At 62.3% G+C, this 24144-nt stretch carries 25 protein-coding genes; 14 read left to right on the forward strand and 11 right to left on the reverse strand.

Translation table 11 applies throughout. The features are described from left to right. Positions 1-67: 67 nt before the first annotated feature. From FSY59_RS27820 to FSY59_RS25280, 6 genes are all read right to left on the reverse strand, one after another. Positions 68-406 (reverse strand): hypothetical protein, encoded by a 339-nt coding sequence (locus tag FSY59_RS27820; protein WP_255439754.1) that lies wholly within the window; start codon positions 404-406, stop codon positions 68-70. An 18-nt stretch (positions 407-424) separates the two neighbouring features. Beyond that, complete coding sequence (locus FSY59_RS27825; protein WP_255439755.1) at positions 425-655, reverse strand: SRPBCC family protein; 231 nt, start codon at positions 653-655, stop codon at positions 425-427. Beyond that, positions 652-1338, reverse strand: a complete 687-nt coding sequence (locus FSY59_RS25265; protein ID WP_255439756.1) for a YceI family protein — start codon at positions 1336-1338, stop codon at positions 652-654. Before FSY59_RS25265 ends, FSY59_RS27825 begins: the two co-directional genes overlap by 4 nt. Positions 1339-1385: 47 nt before the next feature. Next, on the reverse strand, positions 1386-1946 hold the full coding sequence (locus tag FSY59_RS25270; RefSeq protein WP_148729894.1) for a YceI family protein: 561 nt from the start codon (positions 1944-1946) through the stop codon (positions 1386-1388). 124 nt (positions 1947-2070) lie between these two features. Beyond that, a complete protein-coding gene (locus FSY59_RS25275) occupies positions 2071-2652 on the reverse strand; it encodes a peroxidase-related enzyme (RefSeq protein WP_050874430.1) in 582 nt (193 codons plus the stop codon). Between the two features lie 143 nt (positions 2653-2795). Beyond that, a complete protein-coding gene (locus FSY59_RS25280; RefSeq protein ID WP_148729895.1) occupies positions 2796-3443 on the reverse strand; it encodes a LysE family translocator in 648 nt (215 codons plus the stop codon). A gap of 116 nt (positions 3444-3559) precedes the next feature. Here FSY59_RS25280 and FSY59_RS25285 point away from each other — a divergent pair, with 116 nt between their 5' ends. The 3 genes from FSY59_RS25285 to FSY59_RS27475 all read left to right on the forward strand — a co-directional run bounded on the left by FSY59_RS25285 (position 3560) and on the right by FSY59_RS27475 (position 5332). Beyond that, positions 3560-4519 (forward strand): LysR substrate-binding domain-containing protein, encoded by a 960-nt coding sequence (locus FSY59_RS25285; protein WP_370458248.1) that lies wholly within the window; start codon positions 3560-3562, stop codon positions 4517-4519. A 90-nt stretch (positions 4520-4609) separates the two neighbouring features. Then, the gene (locus FSY59_RS25290; RefSeq protein ID WP_003054795.1) at positions 4610-5098 is read left to right on the forward strand and encodes a DUF6882 domain-containing protein; all 489 of its coding nucleotides are present in this window, start codon (positions 4610-4612) and stop codon (positions 5096-5098) included. 84 nt (positions 5099-5182) lie between these two features. After that, on the forward strand, positions 5183-5332 hold the full coding sequence (locus tag FSY59_RS27475; protein WP_003054796.1) for a hypothetical protein: 150 nt from the start codon (positions 5183-5185) through the stop codon (positions 5330-5332). 42 nt (positions 5333-5374) lie between these two features. Here FSY59_RS27475 and FSY59_RS25295 read toward each other — a convergent pair whose 3' ends face one another. After that, positions 5375-5971 (reverse strand): YigZ family protein, encoded by a 597-nt coding sequence (locus FSY59_RS25295; protein ID WP_003054797.1) that lies wholly within the window; start codon positions 5969-5971, stop codon positions 5375-5377. A gap of 176 nt (positions 5972-6147) precedes the next feature. Between FSY59_RS25295 and FSY59_RS27480 the strand changes: the two genes are divergently transcribed. The 6 genes from FSY59_RS27480 to FSY59_RS25320 all read left to right on the forward strand — a co-directional run bounded on the left by FSY59_RS27480 (position 6148) and on the right by FSY59_RS25320 (position 12876). After that, positions 6148-6315 carry a hypothetical protein gene (locus FSY59_RS27480; RefSeq protein ID WP_187427989.1) on the forward strand — a complete coding sequence of 56 codons (168 nt, stop codon included), beginning with the start codon at positions 6148-6150 and terminating at the stop codon, positions 6313-6315. A gap of 123 nt (positions 6316-6438) precedes the next feature. Then, positions 6439-7323 carry a helix-turn-helix transcriptional regulator gene (locus tag FSY59_RS25300; protein WP_148729896.1) on the forward strand — a complete coding sequence of 295 codons (885 nt, stop codon included), beginning with the start codon at positions 6439-6441 and terminating at the stop codon, positions 7321-7323. 189 nt (positions 7324-7512) lie between these two features. Then, on the forward strand, positions 7513-9210 hold the full coding sequence (locus tag FSY59_RS25305) for an FAD-dependent monooxygenase (RefSeq protein ID WP_148729897.1): 1698 nt from the start codon (positions 7513-7515) through the stop codon (positions 9208-9210). 12 nt (positions 9211-9222) lie between these two features. Beyond that, positions 9223-9411 (forward strand): hypothetical protein, encoded by a 189-nt coding sequence (locus FSY59_RS25310; protein WP_003054801.1) that lies wholly within the window; start codon positions 9223-9225, stop codon positions 9409-9411. Between the two features lie 213 nt (positions 9412-9624). After that, positions 9625-10164 carry a PepSY domain-containing protein gene (locus FSY59_RS25315; protein ID WP_003054803.1) on the forward strand — a complete coding sequence of 180 codons (540 nt, stop codon included), beginning with the start codon at positions 9625-9627 and terminating at the stop codon, positions 10162-10164. Between the two features lie 237 nt (positions 10165-10401). Continuing rightward, positions 10402-12876: a YgiQ family radical SAM protein gene (locus FSY59_RS25320; RefSeq protein WP_003054805.1), complete on the forward strand. Its 2475-nt coding sequence runs from the start codon at positions 10402-10404 to the stop codon at positions 12874-12876. Positions 12877-12953: 77 nt separating this feature from the next. Here FSY59_RS25320 and FSY59_RS25325 read toward each other — a convergent pair whose 3' ends face one another. From FSY59_RS25325 to FSY59_RS25335, 3 genes are all read right to left on the reverse strand, one after another. Then, a complete protein-coding gene (locus FSY59_RS25325) occupies positions 12954-15428 on the reverse strand; it encodes a bifunctional diguanylate cyclase/phosphodiesterase (RefSeq protein WP_029158420.1) in 2475 nt (824 codons plus the stop codon). A 297-nt stretch (positions 15429-15725) separates the two neighbouring features. Then, positions 15726-16286: an NUDIX hydrolase gene (locus FSY59_RS25330; protein WP_003054809.1), complete on the reverse strand. Its 561-nt coding sequence runs from the start codon at positions 16284-16286 to the stop codon at positions 15726-15728. Between the two features lie 138 nt (positions 16287-16424). Further along, entirely contained in the window at positions 16425-17120 is a 696-nt protein-coding gene (locus FSY59_RS25335) for a fumarylacetoacetate hydrolase family protein (protein WP_003054810.1), read from the reverse strand. Positions 17121-17282: 162 nt separating this feature from the next. On the opposite strand from FSY59_RS25335, the gene maiA reads away from it, so the two are divergent. Next, on the forward strand, positions 17283-17948 hold the full coding sequence (gene maiA / locus FSY59_RS25340; RefSeq protein WP_029158515.1) for a maleylacetoacetate isomerase: 666 nt from the start codon (positions 17283-17285) through the stop codon (positions 17946-17948). Between the two features lie 10 nt (positions 17949-17958). Then, entirely contained in the window at positions 17959-18876 is a 918-nt protein-coding gene (locus FSY59_RS25345; RefSeq protein ID WP_043376502.1) for a polyphenol oxidase family protein, read from the forward strand. Here FSY59_RS25345 and FSY59_RS25350 read toward each other — a convergent pair. Beyond that, positions 18793-19107 carry a hypothetical protein gene (locus tag FSY59_RS25350; RefSeq protein WP_080990302.1) on the reverse strand — a complete coding sequence of 105 codons (315 nt, stop codon included), beginning with the start codon at positions 19105-19107 and terminating at the stop codon, positions 18793-18795. The two genes, FSY59_RS25345 and FSY59_RS25350, sit on opposite strands and share 84 nt — an antisense overlap. Before the next feature lie 204 nt (positions 19108-19311). Between FSY59_RS25350 and FSY59_RS25355 the strand changes: the two genes are divergently transcribed. From FSY59_RS25355 to phbB, 3 genes are all read left to right on the forward strand, one after another. After that, positions 19312-21210, forward strand: a complete 1899-nt coding sequence (locus tag FSY59_RS25355; protein ID WP_148729898.1) for an alpha/beta hydrolase — start codon at positions 19312-19314, stop codon at positions 21208-21210. Positions 21211-21355: 145 nt separating this feature from the next. Beyond that, the gene (locus tag FSY59_RS25360) at positions 21356-22537 is read left to right on the forward strand and encodes an acetyl-CoA C-acetyltransferase (RefSeq protein ID WP_003054815.1); all 1182 of its coding nucleotides are present in this window, start codon (positions 21356-21358) and stop codon (positions 22535-22537) included. 259 nt (positions 22538-22796) lie between these two features. Beyond that, the gene (phbB, locus tag FSY59_RS25365; RefSeq protein WP_003054817.1) at positions 22797-23534 is read left to right on the forward strand and encodes an acetoacetyl-CoA reductase; all 738 of its coding nucleotides are present in this window, start codon (positions 22797-22799) and stop codon (positions 23532-23534) included. The last annotated feature ends 610 nt before the right edge of the window (positions 23535-24144 follow it).

Raw genomic sequence — 24144 nt, forward strand, 5'->3', positions numbered from 1 at the left:
CCCTGGACTGCTTTGGCGGATCGTCACGGAAAATGCGGTAGTACTCCTCGCAATGAGAGGCTTTGCGCTAATTTTTTGATGGCAGGCTGTCGCTTCCGAGGCTCAATGCCTCGCGATGCAGGATTTCATCCACCAGTGCCTTGAACTGGCGCGTCAGCAACTGGCGCACCACCGCTTTTCCGAGCAGCGGGGGGATGGTGAACGCAGGAACCAGGCGGGCGCTATAGCTCAGGCGTACATGGCCGTCCGCCAGGGTTTCCAGGGTATAGCTGCCGTCCATCTGCTTGAGATTGCCGCCTACCGCATGGGCGATGATGCGCTGATGCGGCCATTCGTTCACGGCCAGCCTGATTTCGATGGCCTGGCGAAAGAACAGGAATCCCAGACTGCCTTTCTGCTCCACCACCACCTGGTTGCCGTTGCGTTACAGCACGCGAGAGCTTTGCATTCCAGGCACGAATTCGGCCAGATGCTCGTAGTCGGAAATCACGCTCCAGGCAGTGGCCGGCCTGACCTGCATGATGGCCGAGGCTTTTACCAGCACGGCTTCATCCTGCTCGGCGGTCTCGATCTGCAGCTGCTGTGCCGACACCAGCGGGCCGCAGCAGATCAGCAGCAGCGCTGCGCTCGGGGCACGCCAGCTCCCTGGTCTCATGATCCGGACTCCCGCTTCATTGGGTCGGCGCGCACGTCGAAGCTCAGATCGAGCCGGTCCCGGACCTGGATGGCGCCGCCCAGGATGGAAAAAGGCGTGATGCCGAAGTCTGACTGATCGATGCTCAACGCTCCGCTGATACGGATAGCGCCTTGCTCCTTCACGATCCGGGCCGGAACGCTCAGGCCGCGCGTGACTCCGTGGACGGTGAGCTCCACGACCAGCACGACCTCGCCGTGCGCATCCGGGGTGGTGCGCACCTGGACGCGTGCAAACGGATGGAGCTGGGTCTGCAGCACCTTGCTCAGCATATTGGTGCGGGTCCCCTCGATATCGGCGGCGCTGGGCCGGGTGTCCAGGCCCGCCCCGGCACGCAGAGCGGGTTCGTCGACCAAGAGACTGTCCAGCGGCACGTACAGGTCGGCCCGGCCCAGCCGGGGCGCCACATAGCCTTGCAGCTGTCGGCTGGCAACCACATGATCGTGCCCCAGGCTGGCCAGGGCGCCAGCGCGACGCACGGTGATGGAGACCAGCGAACCCGAGGAGGCCACCTTCAGTACCTCCTGACCGCTGGCTGCGGCCTGTTCGTAGAAGGCTGCAGGAAAGTCGGCAGGCCTTGCCAGCGGGCTGGCGGGCGGCACGGCTTCCAGCCCCGGTTGAGAACATCCCGCAATCAGGGTCATAAGGGCTATCAGTGCCATCAGGACCGCAATCAGCGGTCTGAGGGCCTTCATGGCAGCTCGCGCAGCCGGGCGCGAAATTTCACTTTCACCTCGTCGCCCACGGCATCGCTGCCTTGCCACTGTCCCGTGCCTATGCCGAAGAGGGTGCGACGGGTAAGGAATTGCCCTTCGAGCAGGCGCTCCTCGGGCTTCCAGCTGAACGGCAGCGCAAGCGGCTGCCGAACGCCTTTCAGAAGCAGCGTGCCGCGTGCCAGATGACGGTCAGTGCCCGCAGTGCCGAGGATTTCGCGGGTCTCAAAGACTGCCTCGGGGTAGCGGGCAAAGTCAAACCAGTCCTTGCCGGCAATGGCCTGGTTGATGTCCTTGCTGCTCATGTCAGCGCTGCTGACACGAATGCGGACGTTCAGGTGACTGTCGGCAGCTTGCTGCGGGTCGAAATCAAAGCGAATGCTGAAGTCTTTGAATACCCCCGTCACTGGCGTCTTCTCGAAGGTGGCAGTGAACTCCAGCCGGTTGTCAGGCCCAGGATCGAGTTGCCAGGTGGCAGCATGAGCCGCTATGGCGCAGAGCGCCGCGAGCACGGCGAGGCAGCAAACGGTTTTTCGCATCTCGATAGGCCTCCGGCAGGCAGCGCTTTGCCGGGTCGGCCGCTGCTCTGCAAGGGATGATGCGCCATTCCTGCGGGTGTCGCACCGGTTGCAGCCAACGAGTTACCGCCTGTTGCCGGTGGCGTCAGGCCTTTTTCTCGCGCGGCACGCGACCCATGAGGTAGAACTCCGGATTGGGCAGCATGCCCGCAAAACTGGCCATGCGGTTGGACAGGCCGAAGAAGGCGGTGATGGCCGCGATGTCCCAGATATCCTCGTCGTCAAAGCCGTGGGGATAGAGCGCTTCGTGGTCGGCATCGTCGATGTCCTGGCTGTGCAGGCAGACCTTCATGGCAAAGTCCAGCATCGCCCGTTCTCGCGGACTGATATCGGCCTTGCGGTAGTTGACGGCTATCTGATCGGCAATCAGCGGCTTTTTCTCGTGAATGCGCAAGATGGCGCCGTGGGCCACCACGCAGAACAGACACTGGTTGGCGGCACTGGTGGCCGTGACGATCATCTCGCGCTCGCCCTTGCTCAGGCTGCCTTCCTCCTTGAGCATCAGCGCATCGTGGTAGGCAAAGAAGGCCCGCCACTCGGCCGGCCGGCGCGCAAAGGCCAGAAACACATTGGGGATGAAGCCGGTTTTTTCCTGCACTTCGGCAATGCGCTGCCTGATGTCTTCCGGCAGGGTGTTCAGATCGGGAAAGGGGTAGCGATTCTTCATGGTGCTGGTCTCCTCTGGCTTTTTCACTGATGCCGACCAAGCATGGCATGGGTGAGCGCTCCAAAGCTGTCGTTTACGTTGCAGATACTGCTATCGAACACCTTGTTGGTCTGAGACCATTTCATATCAAGTGCAAGTAGCTATCAAAATTGAATTTGCCGTGTGGTGCTGGCACCGATCAGCAACCCACCCAGGCCCACGAGCACGATGCCCAGACTGCGGTCCACCCAGGGGCGCACAGCCTGCATCCTGCGTTGCAGCACCGGGGTCGAGAAGAAACAGGCGACCAGCGCAAACCACAGCACATGGGTCAGCGCGATGAAGAGTCCGTAGGCCAGCTGGCTGGTCATGGGTACGGCAGGGCCTACGACCTGCATGAACAGACTGATGATGAAGAGAGCGGTCTTGGGGTTGAGCACGTTGGTCAGAAAACCCAGGGCAAAAAGCGAGAGGCCGGCAGCATGCCCGGTTGCAGCGCCGCAGGCAGGCTTTGACGAACCTTCGCTGGCACGGCTGGCGCCGCGCCATAGAGAAATTCCGAGCCAGACCAGATAGGCTGCACCCGCATATCTGAGCAGGTCGAACAGCCAGGGAAGGCGCTGCAGGACCAGGCCCAGTCCCAGCAGGGTATAGGCGACATGGATCAGCACACCGCTGCCAATGCCCAGCGCTACCCACAGACCTGCACGGCGCGATTCCATCAGGCTGGTGCGGGTGACCAGGGCGAAGTCGGCGCCGGGGCTGATGACGGCAAGAGAGGTGACAAGAATCACGGTAGGCCAGGCGTTCATGTTATGCGTTTGATTGAGTTTAAATTGCTGTTTGTTCGATGGCTTCACTGCAGGAGAATGGCAGATAGCGCTCTATGGGCCTGAACTCTAGGGCGGTCATAGCTTTTTGAATAACGATGATTTCTCAAGAAAATAGTGAATGCAGCTCACAGATAGCCATGGTCAGTCCACAGCGCATGCCGTCGCTGGTGGCCTTGCGCTGCTTTGAGGCCGCAGCGCGGCTGGAGAGTTTCAGCCGCGCTGCCGATGAGCTACATCTGACCCATGGCGCCATCAGCCGTGCGGTGCGCGCGGTGGAGCAGGAGCTAGGAGCGCCGCTCTTCGAGCGCCGCAATCGCCGTGTGTTTCTCAATGCCGCAGGCCGCTTGTTGTTCGATGGCGTCCATGCCGGGCTGGCGCAGATGGCGCGCGCGGCAGAAGCGGTGCGCCGGCAGGTGGCCGACAGGCCTTTGCTGCTGTCCTGCGAGCCCACGCTGCTCATGCGCTGGCTGATTCCGCGCTGGGGCGACTTTCAGGCTCGCTACCCTCAGTACACCGTGCATCTGGTCGCAGGCGGCGGCACCGTCGAATGGGGGCGCGGCATCGATCTGGCCATACGCCGCAACGACTTCGACTGGGGGCGCAACGTCCATGTACAGCCCTTGTGCGCAGAGCGCATGGGGCCGGTCTGCCAGCCGGACCGGCTGGAGCAGTTCTTTGCCTCGAAGGCGGATGGCAGCCTGGAGTTGCGGGGCGGCGCGGCGCTGCTGCACAGCAGGACGCGCCCCGGGGCCTGGGCGGATTGGTGGCAATCTGCGTCCCTTCAGCGCCCGATGCAGGTGGGGCAAGCGCAAACAGCCGGCGCTCTGGTGCTTGAGCATTTCTACTTGAGCCTGCAGGCCGCCGCAGCGGGTCTGGGCGTGGCCATCGGCCCGCAGTTGCTGGTGCAGGACGATATCGCCGCCGGGAGGCTGGTGGCGCCGCTGGGCTTTGTGCCGGACGGCTCGCAATACTGTCTTCTGGCCCCGCAAGTCTGGGTTGCCGGTTCGTTGCAGCAGCTTCTGGCCGACTGGATAGCGCAGCAGATGAAGTACTGAACGCAGGCCTGCGGGGGCATAGGGTTCCAGGCCCTGGCATGCCCGCTTCTTGCCTGACAATGCGCTCTGTTGAAAAGCAATGGATACGCGATGAGCAACGACGCACAAACCACCGACTGGGCCGCCTGGAGCCGTGAGGCCGTTGAAATGATGCAGGCCCGCAATGCCGAATGGCCCCGGCAGTTCGGCCTGGAGGGCAGCCCCAGGTACCGCTGGGATCTCGAACGTGCGCTGCTGGCACTGGAAGCTCCGCTGCATGAGGTGGTTGCCACGGTCTGCCTGGTGGGCACCAGCAGCGAGCAGGACGGCAGCTTTGTCTGGAGCTGGGCCAACGAAGCCATTCCCAGACAGCACGGCGAAGCGCTGGAGGTGGTGCATGAATTCGGTCGCCAGAACCAGCTGGCACTGCTGACCACGGCCAGGATTCCCGGCGCCCGTCCCGAGGCCATGGAGTGCCTGTGCATTGCCGCCCGCCTGCAGCGCGCCGTGGGCACCTTCATCGACCAGCAGGGCGATGTGACCCTGTATTTCACCTTGCTGCACCTGCAGGTGGCGGCCGAGCAGCAGCCTGCCAATTGAGAGCTGCAGAAAAGATTGTTGACAGAAGGCGAGCGGGACCGCCTGTAGACTGGCGCTCCGAAAAATCAGAAAAAGGCCCAACCCATGAAAACCATGCTTGCGCTGGCTGCGACCCTGTGGGTGCTCAGCGGCTGCGCGGTCTATGACGGCCGCGGCGGGTATTACGGCGATGGCTACAAAAAGCCCCATCCCCATGGCTGCCCTCCGGGCCAGGCCAAAAAAGGCAATTGCTGATAAGGCTGCTGAAAAAAACCGCTCAGGCGGGTTTTTTGCGTCCTATAGCTCGTCGGGCTTGAGCCATCCAATGCGGCCCTGGCCGCTTTCATTGAGGGTGCTGACAAACTGGGCGGCATCGGCCTCGGGCATCTGCAGCGTGAAGCGCACCAGAGAGCCGTGATCGACCTCCAGCAACTCCGCGCCTGCCGTGTCGGCCATGCGCCGCACCAGACCTTCCAGCGGATAGGGGACCGTGCACCGCAAGGTCTGCATGCGTTGGATGGCGACTTTTTCGGCCTGCAGCAAGGCCTGTGCCACGGCATCGGTATAAGCGCGCACCAGTCCGCCGGCGCCGAGCTTGACGCCGCCAAAATAGCGCACCACGGTGGCCAGCACGCCTTCCAGGTCCTGATGGCGCAGCACATCCAGCATGGGGCGGCCTGCCGTGCCGCTGGGCTCGCCGTCATCCACGGCGGCCGATTGACCGCCTGCCAGCAGGGCCCAGCAGACATGGGCCGCGCCCGGATGCTCGCGCCAGAGTGCATCCACCACGGCCTGTGCGCTGGCCCGGTCCGTCATCGGCTGCACGCAGCCGATGAAGCGGCTTTTCTTGATGATGAGTTCGCTGGAGACGGGAGCACGAAGGGTCTGAGGCATAGCGGCGGCAGCATAACCGCAAAGTCGAGGCCGAGCAGCGTGACCCGATGATGGCAGTTGTGACGTATCCATGACACGACGACGCGGCCTGTGGGGATTGCTCGACAGTGTCCTTAAGCCAATTCCTACAGGAGCGGCCTGCTTCGAGCCTTAAGCTTCGAGCAAAGGAGGCCATCATGAACCATCCGCATCCAGAGTCCCTGAGCGAACATACTTTTGGCCGCGAACACTTCTCGCCGCCTCCGCTGGCCCAGGAACTGGCAGAGCCTCAGGCCCCGCAGGCTGCGGCTGCCGAAGACGAATGGGAGTTGCTGCAGCGCATACGCAATGTGGGCGAGTGGTAGGGCGCCAGAGCCCGACCGTATTTTCTGCCTCAATTTCCGCCACAAGCCAGACCGGCAGCTCCTGAAAGGGAGAGCCGGTTTTTCCTGTCCGCAGCCGCGCTGCAGCGGCGAGAATCGCGGTCTATGAATGCCCGCTGCGCGCCGTTTCCCGATTCCTCGCACTGGATGCTGCTGCCGGCTGCCGCGCAGGCAGCGCAGTTGCCCGTGGCTCTGGCCGATGTGACGGCCATGATGGAAAGAGTGGGGCGCAACAGCAGCGATGCCGTGGCCGGGCAGATCCTGCAACTGCTGGGGCGCCATGTGCCGCTGGCGCAGTGCACGATCTTCTCCTTCCAGGGCATGGCCAGGCCGCGCGTGGTGGGCATGGGCGACAGGGCGCGCACGGGGGCACTGCCCATGATTTCCCAGGATTACAGCGAACGCTTCTATCCGCTCGACGGTTCGCAGCGCGTGATGCAGGCCGAGCTGGCACGCCTTGCCAGGGACCCGCATGCCAAGCCGCGCGTCTGGCTGCATCGCCAGGGCCCGCGCGATGTGCAGCATCCCGAATACCGTCATGTCTGCTATGAGCTGCCGCGCATCGCCGAGCGGCTGTCGCTGCTGATGCTGCAGGAAAACGCGCGCTGGCTCTCCGTGAACCTGTACCGCGGCGAGGAGCATGGCAGCTTCGACGCCTCAGCCATTGCCCGGATCGAGGTTTTCGCGCCCCTGGTCATGCAGGCCATGCGTCTGCACTACGCAGGGCAGACGCTGCAGGACGATCTGGTCGGGCTGGTGCTGGCGCGACTGGCAAGGCGCTTCGAGCAACTGACGCCGCGCGACCTCGATGTGGTGCGGGCGCTGGCCCAGGGCCTGGATGCCGATGCGCTGGCGCAGCGTCTGGGCATTACCGTCAGCAGCGCGCGCACCTATGTCAAGCGCGTCTGCGCCAAGCTGGGCGTGCAGGGGCAGCGCGAGCTGTTTGCGCTGCTGATGGAGCCTGCTGAAGCTGTCGATGGTCAACTTTGATAGCTTCCATCGATTGATGGGGAGGGGATAGAGGCTGATTTCATTGAAATTTGACTTGGGATAGATGCTGTCTCCATCTGGTGACATCGGCGGTGGGCTGGTTTTCTACACTGCATTGCAAGCCAGACCGCAAAGGGGATGAAAGCGCACCGGTTTGTCCACGAAAGCGCCCCCCCAGGAGACAAGAACATGCATCAGCCATTTGCCGAGCCACGCCGCTCCATCTACTACCAGTACCAGGTGCACCAGCCCTGGCTTGCCTCCCGACATCCGGGCGGGCAAAACCACCCCATCGTCATCGTCGGCACCGGCCCCGTGGGCCTGACCACGGCGCTGGAGATTGCCCGCCACGGCCAGCGCTGCGTGGTGCTGGAGTCCGAGTTGCAGGTGTCCGAAGGCAGCCGTGCCATCGTGTTCACGCGCCGCTCCATGGAAATCCTGCAACAGGTGGGCGTGGCCCAGCGTGTGACGGAGACCGGACTGCCCTGGTGCTACGGCAACAGCATCTACCGCGGCCAGCGCGTGTTTCGCATGGAGAACGCGCGTGCCGACGACGACCGCTTCTTTCCCATGATCAATCTGCAGCAGCAGTACCTTGAGGAATACCTGGTCGATGCAGCACAGGCCAACCCGCTGATCGAGCTGCGCTGGGGCAATCGCGTGAGCAAGGTCGAGCAAAAGGGCGAGCAGGCCTGGGTGGAAGTGGACACCCCTGAAGGCAGCTACGGGCTGCGGGCCGACTGGCTGGTGGCCTGCGACGGCGCGCGCTCCGGGATTCGCACGGCCATGAGTCTGCTGATGGAAGGTGCCTCCTACGAGGGCCGCTTCGTGATCGCCGACATTCGTATCGACCTGCCCCTGCCTACCGAGCGCCTCGCATTCTTCGATCCCTCATGGAACCCGGGCAACACCATCCTCATGCACCGCGAGCCGCATGGCATCTGGCGTGTGGACTACCAGCTGCCTGCTGGCGAAGATCCCGAGGATGCGCTCAGGCCCGAGTCGCTGAAGGCGCGCATCGATGCGCAGCTGGAGATGATCGGCTTTGGCGGCACGCCCTGGGAGATGGACTGGAGCTCCGTCTACTCGGCCCGCGCGCTGACCCTCCCCGACTATGTGCATGGCCGCGTGATCTTTGCGGGCGACGCCGCCCATATGCTGCCCATCTTCGGCGTGCGCGGCGCCAACACCGGTTTTCAGGATGCCCAGGGCCTGGGCTGGCGTCTGGCACTCGTCGCCAAGGGGGCGGCCAGCGCCGCGCTGCTGCAAAGCTATAGTAGCGAGCGCGTGGGTGCGGCCCGCGAGATTGTGGAGGAGGCTGGCAAGAGCACGCGTTTCATGGCGCCGCCGAGCCGTGGCTTCAGGCTGCTGCGTGACGCCGTGCTGTCCCTGTCGCTGAGCCAGCCCTTTGTCGGCCCGCTCTACCACTGGCGCACCTCGCGCCCGCATGAGTACGGCGGCTCGCCGCTCAACAGCATGGGCGACGACAATCTGCTGTTCAAGGCCGGCCCCGCCCACGGCGCGCCGCCTCTGAACGTACGCTTTGCGCCGGACAGCTATCTGCTCGACCATCTGGGTGGCGGCTTCGATCTGCTGTATTTCACGAACGGCAAGGCGATACCTGCCGAACTGCAAGCGGTCGTGGCCGGGATCAGGGCTCGCGGCATCGGCGTGCGCCTGATTGCCGTCAGCAGCCAGGTCGCCAGCGCGATACAGGGTGCCGATCTGGTGCTCGACGACAGCGAAGGCCGTTGCCGCGCCCGCTATGGCGTGATGGCCGATGGCGCTGCCTATCTGCTGCGTCCCGATCAACATGTCTGTGCGCGCTGGATGGCGCTGGACGTCAATCGCCTGCAAGCGGCATTCAAGGCGGCCCTGCCCGCCTGAGGAGAGATGCAAATGAAACCCACCACCCTTGATATCGCCGGTCTGGAGACCGTGTACGACCAGCTGGCTGTCGCCATCGATGCCGTGGGCGCGGACAAGTCCGAGCTGCTGCTGGTCAAGCTGGCGCTGCTGGCCGCCAATCGGCTGGGTGATGCCGGTCAGTTCGGCGAGTTGATTGCCGCAGCCCAGCGCGATCTGTAAGCCAGCGGCCTGTTTCCGATCCGATTGCAGCCCGCCAAGGCCCGGCCCTGGCGGGCTGTTTGCACGGGACTCTTGAATGTCATAGCGAGAACGCTTTGTCTGGCAAAGGCTTTGCATGGATTTTCTCAAAGTCGATACGGCTTGATATCTGACAAGCCCGAGCTCCGGAATCGGGGCAGACTGCAAGGGTCGCCACTGCCGGAGGATGGGTTCATGAGATTGCGTTCCAGCACCTTGCTGCTAGCTGCCACCCTGAGTCTGTCCGGATGGAGCGCGGCTCCGGCCCTGGCCAGATCGGCTGCCGAATGGCTGGCCCTGACCGGTGCCGTCCAGATCGGCCTGACCCAGGCCGTCGAGAAAGCCCAGGCCGTCGTTTCCGGAAACGCGATAGACGCCGAGCTGGAAGAGGGCAAGAAAGGCGCCGCTCCTTATTACGCGGTCACCCTGGTGTCGCCGGCGAACGAGGAAATCAGGCTGCGTGTGAATGCCAGCACCGGCGATGCCGCCGTGGAGAAGAACAAGGGACGGGCCGAGGCCAAGCATGTCAAGCGTCTGGCCGATACCCGGATCACGCTGGCGCAGGCGGTCGATGCCGCCGTTGCCTCCTTGCCGGGCAAGCCGCTGGAGGCCCAGCTGGATTCGGACTGGGGCAGGACTAGCTACAAGGTCAAGTTGCTGCGGGCCGACCAGACGGTCATGAAGCTGCGGCTGGACCCGGTCACCGGTGCCGTGACGGGCCAGGAAAAGGATTGAGGCAGCGTGGCGGCGGTATTTTGATGCTATTAATAAGTGAGTATCTGGCGCTTGTCAATCAAAGGTTTAAGATGTTTTAAGCATTGAATTTCAATGGTCACAAGCGCTGGCTGCTATGAAGTTCAGAGTTTCAGCCCTTTTTTCGCAAGACCTTGCTCGTGCAAGGCCGAGGGCGGAAAAGTAAACTGACGGGTTCTTTCTCCGCATAGGCCATGAGGCCATATAAAGCCCATCCACATGAACGCCCCGGTTGATGTTTCCTTTTTCCATCGCGATGCCAAGCCGCTGACCAGCTACAAGCCGTACTGGGCCAAGCGCTTCGGCCCGGCGCCGTTCCTGCCCATGAGTCGCGCGGAGATGGATCAGCTCGGCTGGGACAGCTGCGACATCATTCTGGTCACGGGCGATGCCTATGTGGATCACCCGAGCTTCGGCATGGCCGTCATCGGTCGCGTGCTGGAGGCGCAAGGCTTTCGCGTGGGCATCATCGCCCAGCCCGACTGGACCAGCGCCGAGGCCTTCAAGGCCCTGGGCAAGCCCAATCTGTTCTGGGGCGTGACGGCCGGCAACATGGACTCGATGATCAACCGTTACACGGCTGATCGCAAGATTCGCAGCGACGATGCCTACACCCCCGGCGATGTGGCCGGCAAGCGCCCCGATCGGGCGGCCATCGTTTACAGCCAGCGCTGCCGCGAAGCCTACAAGGATGTGCCCATCGTGCTGGGCGGCATCGAGGGTTCGCTGCGTCGCATTGCCCACTACGACTACTGGAGCGACAAGGTGCGTCGCTCCATCGTGGTGGACAGCAAATGCGACATCCTGCTCTACGGCAATGCCGAACGTGCCCTGGTCGAAGTGGCGCACCGCATCGCGGCGCGCGAGCCGGTGGAGCAGATCACCGATGTGCGCGGTACTTCGTTCTTTCGCCGTGCTTCGGAGGAAGGCTGGTTCGAAGTCGACTCCACTACGGTGGACGAGCCCGGCGAAGTCGAGCCCCATATCAACCCCTATATGACGACCAGCGAGCAGGCCGAGGCCCAGGGCCAGAGCTGCTCCAAGGAAGATGCCGCGAAATCTGAAGCGGACGGCCCCAATGACGGCGCATCGGTAGCCAAGGTCCAGCCCATCCAGTTCGTGCCCAATCTTTCGCTGCGCAGCAAGTCCAAGCTGCCCCCGCGCGAGCGCACTGTGCTGCGTCTGCCCAGCTACGAAGAGGTCAAGAGCGATCCGGTTCTGTACGCCCACGCCAATCGCGTTCTGCATCTGGAGACCAACCCCGGCAATGCCCGTGCGCTGGTCCAGGCCCATGGCGAGGGAGCCACGGCGCGCGATGTGTGGATGAACCCGCCGCCCATTCCTCTGACCACGGCCGAGATGGACTGGGTTTTCGGTCTTCCCTATGCCCGCAGCCCGCATCCTGTCTATGCCGACGAAAGCGGCAGCCACGAGGGCGCAACCAAGATTCCGGCCTGGGAGATGATTCGCACTTCGGTGAACATCATGCGCGGCTGCTTCGGTGGCTGCACCTTCTGCTCCATCACCGAGCACGAGGGCCGCATCATCCAGAGCCGCTCGGAAGATTCCATCATCCAGGAGCTCGAGGAGATCCGCGACAAGGTCAAGGGCTTTACCGGCACCATCTCCGACCTGGGCGGGCCCACGGCCAATATGTATCGCCTGGGCTGCAAGAGTCCGCAGATCGAGGCCGCCTGCCGCAAGCCCAGCTGCGTCTTCCCCGGCATTTGCCAGAACCTGCATACCGACCACGGGCCGCTGATCAAGATCTACCGCCGCGCGCGCAAGCTGCCCGGCATCAAGAAGATCCTGATCGGCTCGGGTCTGCGCTACGACCTGGCCGTGAAGTCGCCCGAGTACGTCAAGGAACTGGTCCAGCACCATGTGGGCGGCTATCTGAAGATCGCCCCCGAGCACACCGAGCAAGGCCCGCTGACCAAGATGATGAAGCCGGGCATCGGCAGCTATGACAAGTTCAAGCAGCTGTTCGAGAAGTTCAGCGAAGAGGCCGGCAAGAAGCAGTTCCTGATTCCCTATTTCATCGCCGCCCACCCGGGCACCAGCGATGAAGACATGATGAATCTGGCCATCTGGCTCAAGAAGAACGGCTTCCGCGCCGACCAGGTGCAGACCTTCTATCCCAGCCCCATGGCCACGGCTACGGCCATGTACCACAGCGGCCGCAATACGCTGACCAAGGTGCGCCGGCAGATGCGCGACGAGGACGAGGAGCGCGTGGACATCGTGCGCGGTGAAAAGCGCCGCCGTCTGCACAAGGCTTTTCTGCGCTATCACGACCCCAACAACTGGCCGCTGCTGCGCGAGGCGCTCAAGACCATGGGTCGTGCTGATTTGATCGGCAACGGCAAGCAGCATCTGATTCCGACCTTCCAGCCTCTGGTCGACGGCAGCTATCAGAGTGCTCGCAAGAAGAACAGCACCTCGTCCAAGAGCGGTGGCGGCATCGGCTACACCACCAACAAGGATGGCAAGGCCGTGGCCGTGCGTCGTCGCCAGGATGATGCAGGCCTTGAGCCCAAGGGGGATGTGCGCTTTCGCAGCAGCCAGCCCCAACCCGGCAAGATGCTGACCCAGCACACAGGCCTGCCTCCGCGTGCCGGTGTGACGGGCAAGGCCCGGCCTGGAGCCAGGCCGGCGAAGTCTGCGGGTCAGGCTTCGCGCAAGCCTCGCTGATGGCAGCAGCCTGAGTGCCGCCTAAAAAGGAAAACGACGCCTCAGGCGTCGTTTTTTATTGCTGGCGTGCGCTGCTTTCAGCTCATGGCCAGTGCCCCGCACCACTGGGGCAGCTGGTTTTCCTGCGTGGGAGCAAAGTATTCGCTGGTCATGGGCTTGGGGCGGGCGATGGCGTAGCCCTGGACATAGTCCACGCCCATGCTCATGAGTTCCTCGGCGATTTCGCGGCTTTCGACGAACTCGGCAACCGTTTTTTTGCCCAGGGTCTGGCCGATGCGATTGATCATCTCCACCATGGCGTGATCGCCCTTGTCCTTGAGCATGTCGCGCACAAAGCCGCCATCGATCTTGAGGTAGTCGACGGGCAGCTGCTTCAGATAGGTCAGCGACGACATGCCGACACCGAAATCATCGAGGGCAAAGCGGCAGCCCAGGGCGCGCAGCGCCTGAATCAGCCGCGTGGCATTGCTGAGGTTGCCGATGGCGCTGGTTTCGGTGATTTCAAAGCACAGCTTCTGCGCTGCAATTGCGTGCAGCTGCAGCTGCTCCTTCACGAACTCCAGCAGGCCGTCGTCGTCCAGGCTGGGGCCGGAGAGATTGATGGCGCAGGTTTCCACCAGCTTGGCATGTCCTGGCTGCTGGGCCAGCGTCTGCAGAGTCTTGGAGATCACCCAGCGATCTAGCGAGGGCATCAGTCCGTAGCGCTCCGCGGCGGGGATGAAATGGCCGGGCGCCAGTATCTGTCCGTTTTCGTCGCGCAGGCGCAGCAGGACCTCGAAGTGCATGCCGCCATGCTTGCCGCTCTTGCTGTGCTGCAGCGGTGCAATGCTCTGGGCATACAGGCAAAAGCGCTCTTCGTCCAAGGCGGTGCGAATGCGCGTAGCCCATTCCATCTCGCTGACATAGCGGCTGTAGATTCCATCCTCGGCCTTGTAGAAAAAGACCTTGTTGCGCCCACGCTCCTTGGCCTGGTAGCAGGCCATATCGACCATGCGCAGCAGGTCGGAGGCATTCACCGCATCGCCCGGAACATGCACGGCACCGATGGAAAAGCCGGTGCGCAATATCTTCTCTCCCCATGTGGTTTGCAATTGCTGGGCTGCCAGGCGCAGCTTCTCGGCAATGCTTGCCACATTGGAGGGGGGGCAGTTTTCCAGCAGCACGGCAAACTCATCGCCGCCCATGCGTGCCAGGCAATCGGTTTCGCGCAGATTGGCCTGCAGCATGCGCGAGACTTCGCACAGCACCTCGTCGCCGGCGGCATGGCCGCTGGTTTCGTTGATGAGCTTGAACTGGTCAAGGTCGATGTAGAGCAGGGCATAGGGCTTGACCTGATGCAGGCCCTGGGTCAGCATTTTTTGCAGGCGTCGCTCGAATTCGCCGCGGTTTTCCAGCCCAGTCAGCGTGTCGTGGCGCGCGTTCCAGGAGATCTGATCCATGTATTGCTGCTCGCGCGATACATCGCGCAGCACGAAGACGGCGCCCGATGTCTGCCCCTCGCGCTGCATGGCGGAGCCCAGCACCTTGACCGGCACGATGCTGTGGTCGGTGCGGCGCACCCAGTGCGTTTGCTCGTCACGCACGACGGTGCTTTCCTTGGTTTCGCTGACCAGCTGGGCGAGCAGGCCTTCGCTGGTGATGGAGGCGTCCATGGTGTAGAACTGCAGCACCTGCTTGATGGGCTTGTCCAGATAGTTTTGCTTTTGCAGACCCAACAAGCCGATGGCGGCCGGGTTGACGTAGTTGATCAGGCCCTTGGCATTGGTTGTGATGACCGCATCGCTGAGCGCTGCGAGTGTGGTTTCCGCGCGCTCTTTCTCGCTGTTCAGGCCTTCCTGAACCTGCTCTCGCAGCAGGATCAGCCGCCAGGTGTTCCAGACCCACAGGCTCACCAGTCCGATAGCCAGGGCACCGTTGAGCGCGAGCAGCAGCCAGACGATGTTGCGCGAGCTTTGGCCCAGAGAGTCGCTGAAGGCTCGGGTCAGGGCCGTCACGCCCTGGTTGATCAGGTCGATCTCGCGCTTCCAGGTGGCAATGTTTTCGCGGCTGATATTGCCCACTTCGTAGCCGCGCCGGATTTCCTGGGCCAGGGTGTCCAGCTGATTCAGATATTCGTCGCCCAGCTTCCAGTAGGCCACGGGCTCCTGCACCCAGCTGAAGTAGCGGAACGTGCGCAGCAGCCAGATCAGGGAGCTGACGTCATCGGGGTGGTTCTGGCCTTGTTCTATGCCTTTGCGCGCCAGGTCCAGGCGCAGTGGCTTGTCGTAGAGGGCGATGCGTGCCTCGGCATCCCCGCGGGGCACCTGCAGGGCCCGCTGGTAGTGGGCGAAGTCCACCGGGTTGCCTTCGTCGGCATAGCGGGACAGCGAGTAGATCGCATCCTTCTGGGCCTTGGACCAGAGGCTTTCTCCGTTGACGAAGGCGCGCACGGCCGAGAGCAGGTACAGGCTGCAGCTGGCACTGAGCAGCAGAATCAGTGCCAGGAGCGCAAAAGCCCAGACACGCTGCAGCAATTGTTGAGACTTCAGTGCGGGGCTCAAAGATGCCTTCATGACGCCTCATCCAGTAAATAGACTGTAGAAGCATGGGCTCAGGCATCCACAAGGCGCACGGGGGTACGAAACAGCCAGCAGGCGCCATGCCCGTTGGCGATCAGAACTCCGTCGCGATGCCCGCTCTCATGCTCGACCTTTCACAGCATTGCGTAGGAGATATGTCAGGTCACACGCAATTTGTATTCATTGGTAATTTTTGGCCTGCAGACGTGAGCGTGGCGTCAGACAACTTCCTCTGTCCCTCGACGACAGAGCGGTGATTTCTGCGAGAAAGTGGGTAGCCAGTCTGGCAGCTCAGATCAGGTCTATGCAGTGCACCTGCGGCTGCTCCAGCACGCCGGCCCTGCGGTCGGCAAAGAAGCGCTCCAGAGTGAGCTTGACGGTGCGAAACGCGATTTCTTCCCAGGGGATGTCGGCCTCGGCAAACAGCTGGGCCTCCATGGTCTCGGGGCCGGGGTAGAGCTGGGTGCTCCTGAGGCGGGCCAGATAGAAGAGGTGGACCTGTCCCACCTGGGGCACGTTGATGAGGCTGAACAGCCTGCCCAGTTCGATGTCGGCTCCGGCTTCCTCGTCGGTTTCGCGCTGGGCTCCGCGGCTGGTGGTCTCGGCCAGTTCCATGAAGCCCGCGGGCAGCGTCCACTTGCCGCGGCGCGGTTCGATATTGCGCTTGCACAGCAGCACGCGCCCGTCGTCCGTCACGGGCAGGGTGCCGACCACATTGAGCGGGTTTTCATAGTGGATGGTGTGGCAGGCCGGGCAAACGGCACGTTCGCGTGTGTCCCCATCGTCAGGAACGCGGTAGGTGACTGCGGTGCCGCATTCGCGGCAGAACTTGATGGGGCTGCGAAAAATCATTCCGCAACTATAAGCAAATCAGGCCGCAGGCGCAGGCCCGACATGTGCAAATAGCTATGAAAAAGGGAGTCACACCCTGATGCCAGTGTGACTCCCCTGGAGCTTGGTTGGCGCTAAATGCTTGTGCGCCAACGGTTTTCAGGCAATCTGGATCCTGATGGCCTCAAGTCCGGTGATGGCGCCTTCCAGCACATCGCCCTTGACCACGGCGGCCACGCCTTCGGGAGTGCCGGTCATGATCAGGTCGCCGGGCTGCAGCTCCCAGGCGCTGGACAGATGTTCGATGGTCTCGGCGATGTTCCAGATCAGCTTGTGGATGTGGCTGCGCTGGCGATAGTCGCCATTGACCTGCAGCGAAATCTCGGCGTTGGCGATGTCGCCCGCCTGATCGGCTGGCGTGATGGGACCGATGGGAGCCGATTGCTCGAAAGCCTTGCCGATGCACCAGGGGCGGCCCTGCTTTTTCATCTCGTTTTGCAGATCGCGGCGCGTCATGTCCAGACCCACGGCATAGCCGTAGATGTACTGCAGTGCATCGGCGGCCTTGATGTTCTTGCCGGCCTTGCCGATGGCGACGACCAGCTCGATCTCGTGATGCAGGTTCTGGGTCAGCGTGGGATAGGCCACCTGGCCGGTGCTGCCGGCTTCCAGCGCCACGGTCGCGTCCGCAGGCTTCATGAAGAAGAACGGTGGCTCGCGGCCTGTGAAGCCCATTTCCTTGGCGTGATCCTCATAGTTGCGGCCCACGCAGTAGATGCGGTGAATGGGAAAGCGCTCGCCACGGCCCACAACAGGCAGGCAGGCAACAGCAGGGGGGGTGAACACGTAACTCATGAGGTCCTCGGCAGGAACAGGCGCTGAAATCAGCAATGGTTGATGTGGCAAGCAGTGTGCCATGGTGCGGGCGCGCCGGCGGCGCGGCGTTCGTCGGCTTTTACGTATTCCGGACCTAGGGAAAATGCCAGTCTGCGCGGCTCGCGCTATGCTGGCGACATCATGAAGCTGCATACCTATTTCCGCTCCTCCGCCTCTTACCGTGTGCGCATTGCGCTGCAACTCAAGGGCCTGCCCTATGACTCCGTACCCGTACATCTGGTGCGCGGCGAGCAAAAGGCTGCGGCCTATGCCTCCCATGTGGGCGATGCCCTGGTGCCCACACTGGTGACGGATGAAGGGCTCTGGCTCACGCAGTCCATGGCCATCATCGAATATCTCGATGAGACCCATGCTCAAACACCATTGCTGCCCGCAGACGCGCTGGGCCGTGCCCATGTGCGGGCATTGGCGCAGATGGTGGCCTGTGAAATCCATCCGCTCAACAATCTGCGCGTGCTCAAGTATCTGGTGCATCAAATGGGGGTCGGCGACGAAGCCAAGAATGGCTGGTATGCGCACTGGGTACGCTCCGGCCTCGAAGCCTTCGAGCGTCAGCTGGCGCTGCTGGATGCCGAACGCAAGGCCGCGGGGCTGGTGCCCTCGACTTTTTGCTGGGGTGACACGCCCACGCTGGCTGAATGCTGCCTGGTGCCGCAGATCTACAACGCCCAGCGCTTCAATGTGAATCTTGATGCGTTGCCGCGCCTGATGGGCGTGGTCGAGCGCTGCAACGCCTTGCCGGCTTTCAAGCAGGCCCATCCTTCGGCCTGTCCGGATGCGGAGTGAAGAGGGCGCCATGAGCGAGAACTACAGGCCGGACCTGTCGAACTCCTGGCCCGACTCCTGGCTGGTTCCTGAATGGCCTGCCTTGCCCGGCGTGCATGCGCTTTGTACCTCGCGCGAGGGCGGCGTCAGTCAGGCCCCCTGGGGGAGCTTGAATCTGGGCGAGCATGTGGGCGATGACCCCGCTCATGTGCGCCGCAACCGTGAACTGTTCAATGCGGCGCTGCAGGCCCGCACGCCTGGTGCCTGTACGGCGTTCTTGCAGCAGGTGCATGGTGTGGGCGTGCTGACGCTGGATGCAGGCAATGTGGCCGAATCCAACGGTGCGGCCTTTGATGCCTGTGTGAGCGACGAGGCAGGCGTGGTCTGCACCATCATGGTGGCGGACTGCCTGCCCGTGTTGCTGGCCCATGATTCGGGGTTGGTCGTGGGGGCGGCCCATGCGGGCTGGCGCGGTCTGGCCGGCATGCCGCCCGGCAGAAAGCCGTCTGACGGGCCCTTGCCCGGCGGTGTGCTGGAGACACTTTTCGAAGCTTTCTGTCGCAAGGTGCAGATGCAGCCATCGCTCTCAGGGGCTGAAACAGAGCGCTCCCGGATTGCTGCGCACAGCCAGGTCTGGCTGGGCCCATGCATAGGCCCCGATTCCTTCGAGGTGGGGGCCGAGGTGCGCGATATCTTTATGGCCCATGACCCTGGTGCTGCGCAGCATTTTGTGCCGGTAGCGGGCAGCAGGGGCAAATATCTGGCCGATCTGGCGCAACTGGCGCGTCAGAGGCTTGCTGCTTTGGGCATTGCTGCAATCTTCGGCAACGATGGCAGCCAGCCCTGGTGCACGGTCAGCAATGCATCACGTTTCTTCTCGCACCGACGCGATGCCGTCCGTCTGGGCAGCAGCGGTCGGTTGGCTGCCAGCATCTGGCGCGACGCCTGAATCGGGGCTAGGCGGCACGTGTCCTGCAGCTAGTGCTTCCTGCTCCTGGCGGGCTTTGAGGCGGCGCTTTCTGGCCGGCGTGCCCAGTATGTAGAGCAGGATGGAAAGCGGCAGCAGACCATAGAGCACAAAGGTGAAAAATGCACCCAGCAGGGTGCCGCCGGGGCTGGCTGCCTCGGCGATCGTCATCATCACGACAACGTACATCCAGGCGATGGCTATGAGGTACATGGTGTCTATCTTAAGAGTCGCCAGGCATGTCGGCAGCACTGTGTTTTGTGTCAAAACAGCTTCATAACGGCGAAATGACGCAGCTTCTTGTCGGAACCGAGTGGCACATAGGTGACAATGCCGCCGTGTGAGCCGTATTGCAGATTCCGCAAGCGTCCCCAGACCCTGAGATCGCCGGTCGCTTGCCTTGACTAGGATGTAAGCATGAATTTTGACCCGAGCTGGGGCCAGGCTGGCCAATCCGTTCAACAATTCTGGCAGGAGCATTGGAGCAAAAGTCTACAGACGCTCCAGCAAATGCAGGCCGGTGCCCCCATGGGCCTCAGCGCCATGCCGGGTCTGGGCGCTGCACCCAACCCCTGGGCCTCCATCACGGAGGCCATGCAGTCGGCCATGCCCCAGGTGGCGGCCGGCTCGGCTCAGACGGTTCAGTTCGATACCCCCAAACTGCAGGGGTTGCAGCAGGAGTATCTCCAGTCCGTGCAGTCGCTTGCGGATGCCAATCAGGTTCAGGCCCTGCTGGCCAAGGACAAGCGCTTCGCCAAGCCCGAATGGAGCGCCAATCCTGTTGCGGCGATGGCCGCAGCCAACTATCTGCTCGGCAGCCGCATGCTGACCGGCATGGCCGAGGCAGTGCAGGGTGACGAGAAAACGCGCAACCGCGTGCGCTTCGCGGTCGAGCAGTGGGTGGCGGCCATGGCGCCCAGCAATTTTCTGGCGCTGAATGCCGATGCGCTCAACAAGGTCGTGGAAACCAAGGGCGAGAGCCTGGCCCAGGGCATTGCCAACCTGCTGGCCGACATGCGTCAAGGTCATGTCTCCATGACCGACGAAAGCCTGTTCACCGTGGGACAGAACGTGGCGACCACCGAAGGCGCGGTGGTTTTCGAGAACGAGCTGTTCCAGCTCATCGAATACAAGCCGCTGACGGCCAAGGTCTTCGAGAAGCCTTTTCTGATGGTGCCGCCCTGCATCAACAAGTTCTACATCCTGGATCTGCAGCCGGACAACTCGGTCATTCGCTATGCCGTCAGCCAGGGCCATCGCACCTTTGTGGTCAGTTGGCGAAATCCCGACGAAAGCCTGGGCCACAAGACCTGGGACGACTACATCGAAGATGGCGTGCTCAAGGCCGTGAGCACGGTGCAGGACATCTGCGAGGCGCCGCAAATCAATGTGCTGGGCTTTTGCGTGGGCGGCACCATGGTCTCCACGGCCATGGCGGTGCTGGCCGCACGCCACGCCCGCGAGCATGGAGAGCTACCAGCCGCCAGGCCTGCGCGCAGCCGCGCTGCTGCAGCAAAGACCGGCAGCAGGACGGCTGCTGCGGTCAAGACGCAGGCCCATCCATTCCCCGTGGCCAGCATGACGCTGCTGACCACGCTGATCGACTTTCGCGACACCGGCATTCTGGATATCTTCATCGATGAAAACATGGTGCGTCTGCGCGAGATGCAGATGGGCAAGGGCGGGCTGATGAAGGGTCAGGACATGGCGTCCACTTTCAGCTTTCTGCGGCCGAACGATCTGGTCTGGAACTATGTGGTGGGCAACTACCTCAAGGGCGAAACGCCGCCGCCCTTCGATCTGCTTTACTGGAACAGTGACTCGACCAATCTGCCCGGCCCGTTCTACGCCTGGTATCTGCGCAATCTCTACCTCGAAAACAATCTGATCAAGCCTGGCGTGCTGACCGTGTGCGGCGAGAAGATCGATATGGGTCAGCTCAAGATGCCGGTCTATATCTACGGCTCGCGCGAGGACCATATCGTCCCTGTCGGCGCGGCCTACGCCTCCTCCCAGGTGCTGGGCGGTGAGCTGCGTTTCGTGATGGGGGCCTCCGGCCATATCGCCGGCGTCATCAATCCTCCGGCCAAGAACAAGCGCAGCCACTGGCTGCGTGAGGATGGCGAGTTTCCAGAGTCGTTCAGCGACTGGCTGGCCGATGCCACGGAGTATCCGGGAAGCTGGTGGACCGACTGGAGCGCCTGGTTGGGCAGCCATGCGGGCAAGCAGCTGGCGGCTCCCAGGAACTATGGCCGTGCGCGCGCCTATGCAGCCATCGAAGAGGCACCGGGTCGCTACGTTCTGTCAAAAGCCTGAGAGAGGCATGAGGCACAATCAGTTCCATATTGCGGTGCAGCAAACAAGGCTTGCACCGTGATAGGAAGCGTCGGGTGGCACGATGAACAGAATGCGACCCGCACGCATGCATCACTTGTAAGAAACCTAGAAAGGTTCGTCAGCAATGGAAGACATCGTTATCGTTTCCGCCGTGCGTACGGCGGTCGGCAAGTTCGGCGGCTCTCTGGCCAAGATTCCTGCAACCCAGCTGGGTGCGACCGTGATTTCCGAGGCTCTGGCCCGTGCCAAGGTGGGCAAGGACCAGGTCGGTGAAGTCATCATGGGTCAGGTGCTGACGGCAGCGACCGGACAGAACCCTGCACGTCAGGCCATGATGGCGGCCGGCATTGCCAAGGAGACTCCTGCGCTGACGATCAATGCCGTCTGCGGCTCCGGCCTGAAGGCCGTGATGCTGGCGGCTCAGGCCGTGGCAACCGGAGACAGCGAAATCGTGGTTGCCGGCGGTCAGGAAAACATGAGCCTGTCCCCCCATGCCGTACCCAATTCGCGCGACGGCCAGCGCATGGGCGATTGGAAGATGGTGGACACCATGATCGTGGATGGTCTGTGGGATGCCTACAACCAGTACCACATGGGCATCACTGCCGAGAACGTGGCCAAGGAAAAAAGCGTCAGCCGGGCACAGCAGGATGCGCTGGCGCTGGCCAGCCAGCAAAAGGCTGCGGCTGCGCAGGATGCGGGCAAGTTCAAGGACGAAATCGTTCCTGTGAACATTCCCCAGCGCAAGGGAGACCCCATCGTCTTCGACAGCGACGAATACATCAACCGCAAGACCAATGCCGATGTGCTCGCCACCCTCAAGCCCGCTTTCGACAAGGCGGGTTCGGTGACCGCCGGCAATGCCTCGGGTCTGAACGACGGCGCCGCAGCCGTGGTGGTGATGACGGCGGCCAAGGCCAAGGCTCTGGGCCTCAAGCCTCTGGCCAAGATCGTGTCTTATGCCACCAGCGGCCTGGCCCCAGAGGTCATGGGCCTGGGCCCTGTCTATGCCACGCGCAAGGCACTGGATCGCGCCGGCTGGAAGGCTGCCGATGTGGACCTGTTCGAGCTCAACGAAGCCTTTGCCGCACAGGCCTGCGCGGTGAACCAGGATCTGGGCATTGACACCGCCAAGGTCAACGTCAACGGCGGTGCCATCGCCATCGGTCACCCCATTGGTGCATCGGGCTGCCGCATTCTGGTGACGCTGCTGCATGAAATGCAGCGCAGCGGTGCCAAGAAGGGCCTGGCCGGCCTGTGCATCGGCGGTGGCATGGGTGTTGCTATGGCTCTGGAAGCCTGCTGAGGCTTCAGGATTGCAGACTGCTGCGGTGCTCCTGAAGGCCGGGCAGTCTGAGCAGCCTGCTGAAGCCCGCCTCCCATCGACCCTAGGGAAGATCACGAGGTAAACCACGGCGAAAGCGGGTTCATTCGGACCTACTCGATTGCATACTGGCATGGCCAGCGTGCAGGGTGTGTGGCGTTCAAAACGATAAGCAATACCTAAGAGTGTTTATCGTTGATAGGGTGATCGTGAAATAACCATTGATTGACAGGAGAGATGAATGGGTCAGAAAGTAGCGTACGTCACGGGGGGCATGGGCGGTATCGGTACCGCAATCTGCCAGCGTTTGCATAAGGATGGCTTCAAGGTGATCGCGGGTTGCGGACCATCGCGCGACTACCGCAAGTGGCTGGACGAGCAGGCGCAATTGGGTTACACGTTTTATGCCTCGGTTGGCAATGTGGGGGATTGGGAATCCACCGTCGAAGCCTTCAACCAGACCAAGGCAGAGCACGGCAACATTGATGTGCTGGTGAACAACGCGGGTATCACTCGCGACCGAATGTTCGTCAAGATGACGCCGGATGACTGGAAGTCGGTCATCGAAACCAACCTCAACTCCATGTTCAACGTCACCAAGCAGGTGGTGGCAGACATGGTGGAAAAGGGCTGGGGCCGCATCATCAACATCAGCTCGGTCAACGGTGCCAAGGGCCAGGCCGGCCAGACCAACTACTCGGCCGCCAAGGCGGGCATGCATGGCTTCACCATGGCGCTGGCGCAAGAGATGGCCGCCAAGGGAGTGACCGTGAATACGGTCAGCCCGGGCTATATCGGCACCGATATGGTCAAGGCCATTCGTCCCGATGTACTCGAAAAGATCGTGGCGGGCGTGCCCGTCAAGCGTCTGGGCGAGCCTGCAGAGATTGCCTCCATCATCTCCTGGCTGGCTTCGGAAGAGGGTAGCTATTCCACCGGCGCTGACTTTGCGGTCAACGGCGGTCTGCACATGCATTAAGCCTGTTCAGGCATTCAGCAAAAAAGGAGCTCAGGCTCCTTTTTTTCATGCCTCTCGCTTTGCACTGCTCGCCTGCGGCCGGGAAATTCGGTTCAGCAAATGACAAAACCCGCAGAAATCATTCATGCGGGTTTTGAGGAAGGGGAGCCACTTCAGAGAGCGGCAGGTCAAGCGCGGGGCAGCAAGGCTTGTGGGTTCTTTGGCCTATCAGTGCCGACTGCCCGGGCACCTGGCTGCAACACACTGCGCTTTGGTCTGCACAGTGCTGCGCGGCGAGCGCTTAGCGCTTGCGATCGCGTTCGTCTTCGGGCCAGATGGACATGATGTTCGTGGTTTGCATGGGAATCTCTCCTGTATGTCTGTTTAACGTCTGACAGATTCAGCTCGTTGACAGCTTTTTGGAAATTTTTTGCCTGTTCTTTTATCCAGTGATCATCAGGCTGCGAATGCAGGGGCACGCTTGCGATCGCGCTCGTCCCAAGGCCAGGCCATCAGAGACATAGCTGCTGCTGCCTTTACAGGCTGGGCTTTGGCGGTGTCGGTAACAGTGGTGGTCATTGCAGTTCACTCCTTTGCGTGTTCAACGCCTGGCCTGAACTGCAGGTTGACA

The organism is Comamonas sp. Z3 (assembly GCF_008121565.1).
GTDB classification, from domain to species: Bacteria; Pseudomonadota; Gammaproteobacteria; order Burkholderiales; family Burkholderiaceae_C; genus Comamonas; species Comamonas brasiliensis.